The sequence below is a fragment of the Vibrio ichthyoenteri ATCC 700023 genome (assembly GCF_000222605.1).
Taxonomy (GTDB): Bacteria; Pseudomonadota; Gammaproteobacteria; order Enterobacterales; family Vibrionaceae; genus Vibrio; species Vibrio ichthyoenteri.
This window is the reverse complement of record NZ_AFWF01000036.1, coordinates 1-7688: the sequence shown is the minus strand read 5'-3', so window position 1 is coordinate 7688 and position 7688 is coordinate 1. Positions and strand designations below refer to the sequence as shown.

At 48.6% G+C, this 7688-nt stretch carries 6 protein-coding genes; 1 reads left to right on the top strand and 5 read right to left on the bottom strand.

Annotated elements, in window-relative coordinates:
• Positions 1-68: 68 nt before the first annotated feature.
• A complete protein-coding gene (locus RH85_RS03975) occupies positions 69-284 on the bottom strand; it encodes a VF530 family protein (RefSeq protein WP_005596436.1) in 216 nt (71 codons plus the stop codon).
• A 332-nt stretch (positions 285-616) separates the two neighbouring features.
• Here RH85_RS03975 and RH85_RS03970 point away from each other — a divergent pair, with 332 nt between their 5' ends.
• Complete coding sequence (locus RH85_RS03970; RefSeq protein ID WP_006710909.1) at positions 617-1948, top strand: tetratricopeptide repeat protein; 1332 nt, start codon at positions 617-619, stop codon at positions 1946-1948.
• 140 nt (positions 1949-2088) lie between these two features.
• On the opposite strand, the gene RH85_RS03965 is transcribed toward RH85_RS03970, so the two are convergent.
• The 4 genes from RH85_RS03965 to acnA form a co-directional block, all read right to left on the bottom strand.
• Positions 2089-2556 carry an ASCH domain-containing protein gene (locus RH85_RS03965; RefSeq protein WP_006710908.1) on the bottom strand — a complete coding sequence of 156 codons (468 nt, stop codon included), beginning with the start codon at positions 2554-2556 and terminating at the stop codon, positions 2089-2091.
• Positions 2557-2707: 151 nt separating this feature from the next.
• Positions 2708-4585, bottom strand: a complete 1878-nt coding sequence (locus RH85_RS03960; protein WP_006710907.1) for a propionyl-CoA synthetase — start codon at positions 4583-4585, stop codon at positions 2708-2710.
• A gap of 132 nt (positions 4586-4717) precedes the next feature.
• Complete coding sequence (gene prpF / locus RH85_RS03955) at positions 4718-5890, bottom strand: 2-methylaconitate cis-trans isomerase PrpF (RefSeq protein WP_174269561.1); 1173 nt, start codon at positions 5888-5890, stop codon at positions 4718-4720.
• A gap of 115 nt (positions 5891-6005) precedes the next feature.
• A partial coding sequence (acnA, locus tag RH85_RS03950; protein WP_006710905.1) for an aconitate hydratase AcnA occupies positions 6006-7688 on the bottom strand: 1683 nt, incomplete at its 5' end.

Genomic DNA, 7688 nt, shown 5'->3' with positions numbered 1-7688 from the left:
AGAGAAGAGAAGAGAAGAGAAACGCTAATAGGTTCCCACCAAAGTGAGAACCCAGCGCATTAATATGATTAACTAAAAGTATCAATATACAGAGCTTCCACTTTATCGCGGGCCCATTGGGTTTTACGCAAAAACTTCAAAGAAGATTTAATTGAAGGATCACTATTGAAGCAATTGATGCGAATTCTTTGGTCCAGTCCGTTCCAACCGTAGTGTTCAACTAAGCGAGTCAGAATTTTTTCAAGGCTTAGCCCATGTAAAGGGTTATTGGGTTGTTGGCTCATTGAGCAGCTTCCTAAATCGAGTTTTATATCATCGTTATCACAACGAGGTAGCGCTGCGCTCGGCAGCAGCTTAGATTGAGTGATTTTAGCAGATAACCCGTCATTCCCTATCGAAATTAATTCAGCAAATCGTTCTCTACCAAGATAAAGCGCATAAAGCCGTACATCGCAAAAGAAAACCAAGTCTGTTTAGTTTCAACGCTCACTATATAGTTTCTAATAAAAACAATGCTTTGCTTACTGTTTGACACACTATATGATCACGTCAATTTATATAACCGTCTGTCCTTGTCGACGTTGCGGTTCAACCATACAGGTCTATTCAAAAGAGCATGAAAGGTTTCATTCTAGCGATGACATTGCTGATTAATCCCATTTTGGGCTGTACTCATTACGCGACAGCGCACCAAACAGGTAAAGAGACTTATGACCTTGGTGTGCAATACTATTTTGGTAATGGCGCGTCGATAAATAAAAACAAAGCCTTCGAACTATTCAGCCAAGCGGCCAAAGATGGGCACAGTGAAGCTCAATATTACCTTGGTCATATGTATTACTTTGGGGAAACAACACCAGTCGACAAAGCACAAGCAACACGGTGGATGGAAAAAGCGGCAGAGCAAGGCAACGTGCGTGCCCAATACCATCTCGCGACGATGTACTATCACGGTGATGGTATCGCAGAAAACCGAGCTATGGCGTTTCACTGGTATTTGAAGGCGGCAGAACAAGGGCATGCAAAAGCACAACTTAACGTCGGTAGAATGCTGGAGTTTGCTCAAGGAGTAGAAGAGAATCCCCAGCAAGCACTGGAGTGGTACCACAAAGCAGCTGAGCAAGATAACGCTGAGGCACAATATAACATGGCGACGATGCTTGCTTATGGCATCGGTACCGATGAAGATCTGGGAGCGGCGTTGTATTGGTATTATCAAGCTGCTGAGCAAAACCATCTTGAAGCTCAATACAGCGTAGCGTTAATGCTGGAACTGGGTAAAGGCATCGAAAAAGATAAGTCCGAAGCGATAAAATGGTATCTCATCGCCGCACAGCAAGGTCATGTCGAGGCTCAATATAATTTGGCTATGATGCTTTATTTTGGCATCGGCACATCAGAGAACAAACAAGACGCCTTTATTTGGCATCTAAAGGCCGCAGAACAAGGCCATATCGAAGCACAGTATAATGTTGGCATGATGTACGATTTTGGCTTAGGCGTAGAGCCAAATAAAACTAAAGCTCTCATTTGGTACCACAACGCCGCAGAGAATGGACATGCCGATGCGCAATTTAGCTTAGCGTCTTTGTACGAACTCGGCGTAGGAACGCCCGTTAACAAAAAAGAAGCGTATAGATGGTACGTCAAAGCGGCGAAACAGGGATCGGTAGCGGCTCAATATAATCTCGGTGTGATGCTAGAAGCAGGCAAAGGCATTGAACAAAATATCGATGAGGCAATAGCCTGGTACACTATGGCAGCGGAACAAGGTGACGTTGAATCTCAATACATCCTTGGTACCCTCTATGGTGCTGAGAATGACGAGTTTGAAAATCAGCATTTGGCGATGATGTGGTATCAAAAAGCCGCCAAACAAGGCCATGAAAAAGCACAACAAGCTCTTCTTTCTAAAGAATTTGAAATGGCTGCGCCTAAAATCCACTAACGCCCACCAACCGATTAAAAGCTTGTCGTTAGCGAATGATTTACACTGAGATGAGGCAAGTGAACAAGACCAATGAGGGGAGCTTTCCCCTCATCCACTCTCTCGCACAATAAGGTAATTAAGTACTCAATGGCACGTTTCTAACGTGGATAAACCTTCTCAAACCGCTCTAACACCAGTTCTGACTCTTCAGTAAAACTAACGCCGATTTGTTGAGCGTATTGGTTAAAGAAATCGATATGAGCCTTGCGCCACCACGCATACGTTCCATCCCCCTCACCTTCAGACTGAGCAAACGCCTCCGTCACTTGATTGAATGGGCAAATCTCAACGCTAGTCAGTTTAACAATGCAGATGGGTGTTTGATTCCAATCCAACACCACCGTTAAACGGCCAACCACTGGCAAAGGCTCATCATCAATCTCGTAGCCCTCTTTTAAGCTACACGATGCGGTTTTGATCCCCAGATCCACTAAACGTGCACATTCGTTGGCGTTATATTCATCGGCGCAAAAATACTCCGCTAACACTTGCGGTATATCGTTGCGCTCTGCTTCCGTGAACTGAGCAAGGTATTGGTCAAGAAACGCTTGTTGATTCGGAGTCATACTCTTCCTTGATATGCTATTGAAAATCCGCGCAATACTACCATGCAGCTCTGAAAGCGATAAGCTACATAGACGTAAAAAGAGGTGAACAACAAAAAGACGCAGCCACAAAACTTCGCCCTTCATTCAGTACTTTGATTTACATGAAGAATTAGACGCGCAATACCCGCTCAATCTCAGCAATACTGGTGGGGTCATCTATAGTGGATGGCACGGTATAGCTTTCACCATCGGCAATCTGGCGAATGGTACGACGTAGAATCTTACCTGAGCGGGTTTTCGGTAAACGCTCCACCACCAGAGCATGCTTAAAGCAAGCAACCGCACCAATTGAGTCACGCACTTTGCTGACTAGCTCTCCCTCTAAGGTTATATCATCAATGCTGACGCCATCTTTGAGCACCACAAAACCGAGAGGCAGTTGGCCTTTAAGTTCATCATGAATACCGACCACGGCGCATTCGGCAATGGCCGGATGACCACCCACAATCTCTTCCATTTCACCAGTTGATAATCTGTGACCGGCAACATTAATCACATCATCAATCCGGCCCATGATAAATAGATACCCATCTTGATCGAGATAACCGCCATCACCTGAGACGTAGTAACCCGGAAATTGGCTGAGATAACCACTCTCAAAGCGATCATGGTTACGCCATACCGTCGGTAAGCAGCTTGGCGGCAAAGGGCGTTTCAACGCAATAAAGCCTTGTTGGTTCGCTTCAACGGCTTGGCCCATCTCGTTTAAGATTGCCACTTGGTAACCGGGGACAGGAATCGTTGCTGAGCCAGCTTTTACTGGCATCATTTCAATTCCCGTCAAATTTGCCGCGATCGCCCAACCTGTCTCGGTCTGCCACCAATGATCAATCACAGGCTTATCGGTGTGGCTCACGACCCACTCTAAGGTTGGTGGATCAAGGCGTTCACCGGCCATGAAGATGGCTTTTAAATGGGATAGGTCATATTGCTTGAGATACTCCCCTTGCGGATCTTCTTTCTTAATCGCGCGAAACGCCGTCGGGGCTGAGAACAAAGCATTGACTTGATACTCTGCACACACTCGCCAAAATGCCCCGGGATCAGGCGTGCGTACCGGCTTGCCTTCATACAAGATGGTGGTGCAACCATGAATAAGTGGCGCATAGACAATGTAAGAATGACCAACCACCCACCCCACATCCGAGGCCGCCCAAAACACGCCATCTTGCGGCATATTGTAGATTGCACTCATCGAGTATTTCATCGCCACCGCATGACCGCCGTTGTCACGTACCACGCCTTTGGGTTTACCCGTGGTGCCTGAGGTATAAAGAATATAGAGCGGGTCTGTCGCCAACACGGGGACACAAGCATGGGGCAAGGCATTTTGTTGTACTTGCAGCCAATCAATATCACGCTCTTGATTTAGCTCAGCAAGGCATTGCGGCCTTTGCAGAACAAATACATGTTGCGGTTTCCAACGGCTATCCATAATCGCTTGGTCAACCATTGGCTTGTATGGGATCAGCTTGTTGACCTCTACGCCGCACGAGGCGGTCATGATCACCTTAGGTTCAGCATCTTCAATTCGCACCGCTAACTCACTGGGCGCAAAGCCGCCAAACACCACCGAATGAATGGCACCCAGTCGTGCGCATGCCAGCATTGCCATCGCCGCTTCTGGGATCATTGGCATATAAATCACCACTCGATCACCTTTAGTGACGCCCTGAGTCGCCAGCATACCGGCGATTGTCGCCACTTGGTCGCGCAATTCTAGATAGCTATAGCGCAGCTTCACTCCGGTCACAGGTGAGTCATAAATCAAGGCCGTTTGCTCCCCTCGCCCCTGCTCACAATGAGTATCGAGCGCTAACCAACAGGTATTCATTAGTCCATCAGGGAACCAGCGTTCGATGCCATTTTCATCGTTAGCTAGAATGGTTTGCGGGGCATGGAACCAATCAATATTTTGTGCTTGCTGCTGCCAAAATTGTTGTGGTTGCTGTTGTGCCCATTGGTATTGTTCTTGGTATGCCGACATAGTGCTTCCTCCAGTATGTCTTCGTTTCGGGCTATACCCAAACAACGTCGCGTAGTTTGGATATAAGAGCCGATGCGATAAATGCGAATGTATCGTCCTTGAATAAAGCGACTCACTGAGATTATCTAAGCGTTATGAGAAAATAGGATCGAACGGAACGCGCACCATCCCTTCCATTAAGACTCGCGCACTGCGACTCATGGTGACTTTCTCTATCTGCCACTCGTAATCCGTTTGGCTTGCCTGCGCCCCCACCTTTAGCGTTCCCGATGGATGACCAAAGGTCACCGCCGAGCGCACGCCTCCGCCCGCAGCAAGATTCACCAGCGTTCCGGGGACACACGCCGCAGACGCAATCGCCACCGCAGCCGTTCCCATCATGGCGTGATGCAGCTTGCCCATCGACAAGGCGCGAACCAGTAAATCTACCTCATCGCGGGTAATGACATTACCGCTGGAAGAAAGGCTCTCTTTGGCTTCAGAAACAAAGGCTATCTTTGGGGTATGTTGGCGGCTTTTTGCCTCAGCAATGTCGTTGATTAAGCCCATTTTAAGTGCGCCATAGGCTCGAATTTTTTCAAACTTAGCCAGCGCTTGCTCATCAACATTAATCGCATCTTGTAGCTCAGTACCTTGATAACCCAATAAATGAGCATCGATGAATATTGTCGGGATGCCCGCGCTGATTAACGTGGCGTTAAAGTTGCCAACGCCCGGAACTTCAAGATCATCAACCAAGTTTCCGGTCGGGAAAAGCAACCCAGAGCCATCCGCTGGGTCGACAAAATCAACTTGGATTTCTGCGGCAGGAAAGGTGACCCCATCTAACATAAAGTCGCCGCACTCTTGTACTTGCCCGTTGAGCATCGGCACATGCACCACGATGGTTTTGCTGATATTGGCCTGCCAGATACGCACCTCTGCAATGCCGTTACGCGGCAGACGCTTGGCATCGACTAACCCAGCGTGGATCGCGAACGGGCCGATGGCGGCAGAAAGATTGCCGCAGTTACCGCTCCAATCGACAAACGGTTGATTAATCGAGACCTGACCAAATAAGTAATCAACGTCGTGATCAGAATGCGTACTTTGGCTGACAATCACCGCTTTACTGGTGCTGGAGGTAGCTCCGCCCATACCATCAATCTGCTTACCATAAGCATCAGGGCTGCCAATCACGCGCAGCAATAATTGGTCACGCGCCTCACCCGCGACCTGCGCCGCAGGCGGTAGATCATTAAGGCGAAAGAACACCCCTTTGCTGGTGCCGCCCCGCATGTAGGTCGCCGGCACTTTCATTTGCATTGCGGTAGAATGTTCACACTGACGCTCTTCGTTGTGGCTTGCTGCCGAATACCCTTCTTGTTTTGAGCATGGGGCTTGTTTTAAGAAACGAATTTTATTCATGATCTTATCTCCCTCACTCAGCCAAAAAATCTTGAGCAAAGCGCTGTAACACGCCACCCGCTTGATAAACATGCACTTCATCGGCGGTATCTAAGCGACACGTCACCGCGACATCGAGCTTTTCGCCATTGGTTCGGGTGATCACTAAAGCCAAATCGACCCCAGCGGCAATTTCGCCAACCACGTCGTAAAGCTCTGAACCATCCAGTGCTAAAGTGTGACGATTCGTTCCCGCTTTGAACTGCAACGGCAGCACTCCCATCCCAACCAGGTTAGTACGGTGAATGCGCTCAAACCCTTCAGCAGCAATCACCTCAACCCCAGCCAAGCGCACGCCTTTCGCCGCCCAATCTCGTGATGAGCCTTGACCATAATCGGCACCGGCAATCACAATCAAAGGCTGCTTACGCTGCATATAGGTTTCAATCGCTTCCCACATGCGCATCACTTGACCTTCCGGCTCCACGCGAGCTAGGGAGCCTTGTACCATTTCGCCATTGTCCTTAACCATTTCATTGAACAGCTTTGGATTAGCAAATGTCGCGCGTTGCGCAGTGAGGTGATCACCACGGTGCGTGGCATAAGAGTTAAAATCTTCCTCCGGTAACCCCATTTGGGCTAAGTACTCCCCCGCTGCGCTAGTCGGTAAGATCGCATTGGAGGGCGAAAGATGATCAGTGGTGATGTTGTCGCCCAAAATCGCCAAAGGCCTCATTGCCGATAATGTTCGCTCTCCAGCAAGCGCGCCTTGCCAATAGGGAGGACGACGAATATACGTGCTCATTTCACGCCAGTCATAGAGCGGCTTTGTCGCGTGCTGATCATCATCGAGTTTGAACATCTGAATATAGACTTGCTTAAACTGCTCAGGCTTGACGCTGGTCTTCACTACCGCATCAATCTCTTCATCGCTTGGCCATAAATCACTAAGATAAATCGGTTCACCTTGGCTATTGATGCCTAACGCATCGCGCTCAATATCAAAGCGCATCGTGCCTGCCAATGCATAAGCGACTACTAACGGTGGTGAAGCGAGAAAAGCTTGTTTGGCATAAGGATGAATACGACCATCGAAATTGCGGTTGCCCGACAAAACAGCGGTGGTGTACAGATCGCGCTCAATAATCTCTTGCTGAATCGCCGGCTCTAAAGCGCCACTCATGCCATTGCAAGTGGTACAAGCATAACCCACAATGCCAAAACCCAACTGCTCAAGCTCAGTGAGCAAGCCCGCCTCCTCTAAATAGAGCTTGGCGACTTTCGATCCCGGCGCGAAAGAGGTTTTTACCCACGGCTTACGGATTAACCCTACTTGATTGGCTTTTTTAGCCACCAAAGCCGCGGCCACCACGTTGCGCGGGTTACTGGTGTTGGTGCAGGAGGTAATGGCGGCAATGATCACCGCACCATCTGGTAAGTTTTGATTTGCGCTAAGCTTGTCAGCATTGAGTTTTTCGGCATCAGCAATGCCACGAGTAGCCAGCTCTGCCGTCGGTAGACGACGATGCGGATTGGACGGGCCAGCCATATTGCGTGTTACGCTGGAAAGATCAAATTCCAACACGCGCTCATACACCGCAGTTTGCAGATCATTAGCCCACAATCCTGTCTGTTTAGCGTAGTTTTCTACCAACGTTACCTGTTCTTCGTCGCGACCAGTCAGTTTCAGATAGTTAATGGTTTGCTCATCAATGTA

Excerpts from the sequence above, each read along its gene's own strand:
- RH85_RS03975 (WP_005596436.1), bottom strand. The coding sequence starts at position 284 with ATGAGCCAACAACCCAATAACCCTTTACATGGGCTAAGCCTTGAAAAA.
- RH85_RS03970 (WP_006710909.1), top strand. The coding sequence starts at position 617 with ATGAAAGGTTTCATTCTAGCGATGACATTGCTGATTAATCCCATTTTG.
- RH85_RS03965 (WP_006710908.1), bottom strand. The coding sequence starts at position 2,556 with ATGACTCCGAATCAACAAGCGTTTCTTGACCAATACCTTGCTCAGTTC.
- RH85_RS03960 (WP_006710907.1), bottom strand. The coding sequence starts at position 4,585 with ATGTCGGCATACCAAGAACAATACCAATGGGCACAACAGCAACCACAA.
- prpF (WP_174269561.1), bottom strand. The coding sequence starts at position 5,890 with ATGCAAATGAAAGTGCCGGCGACCTACATGCGGGGCGGCACCAGCAAA.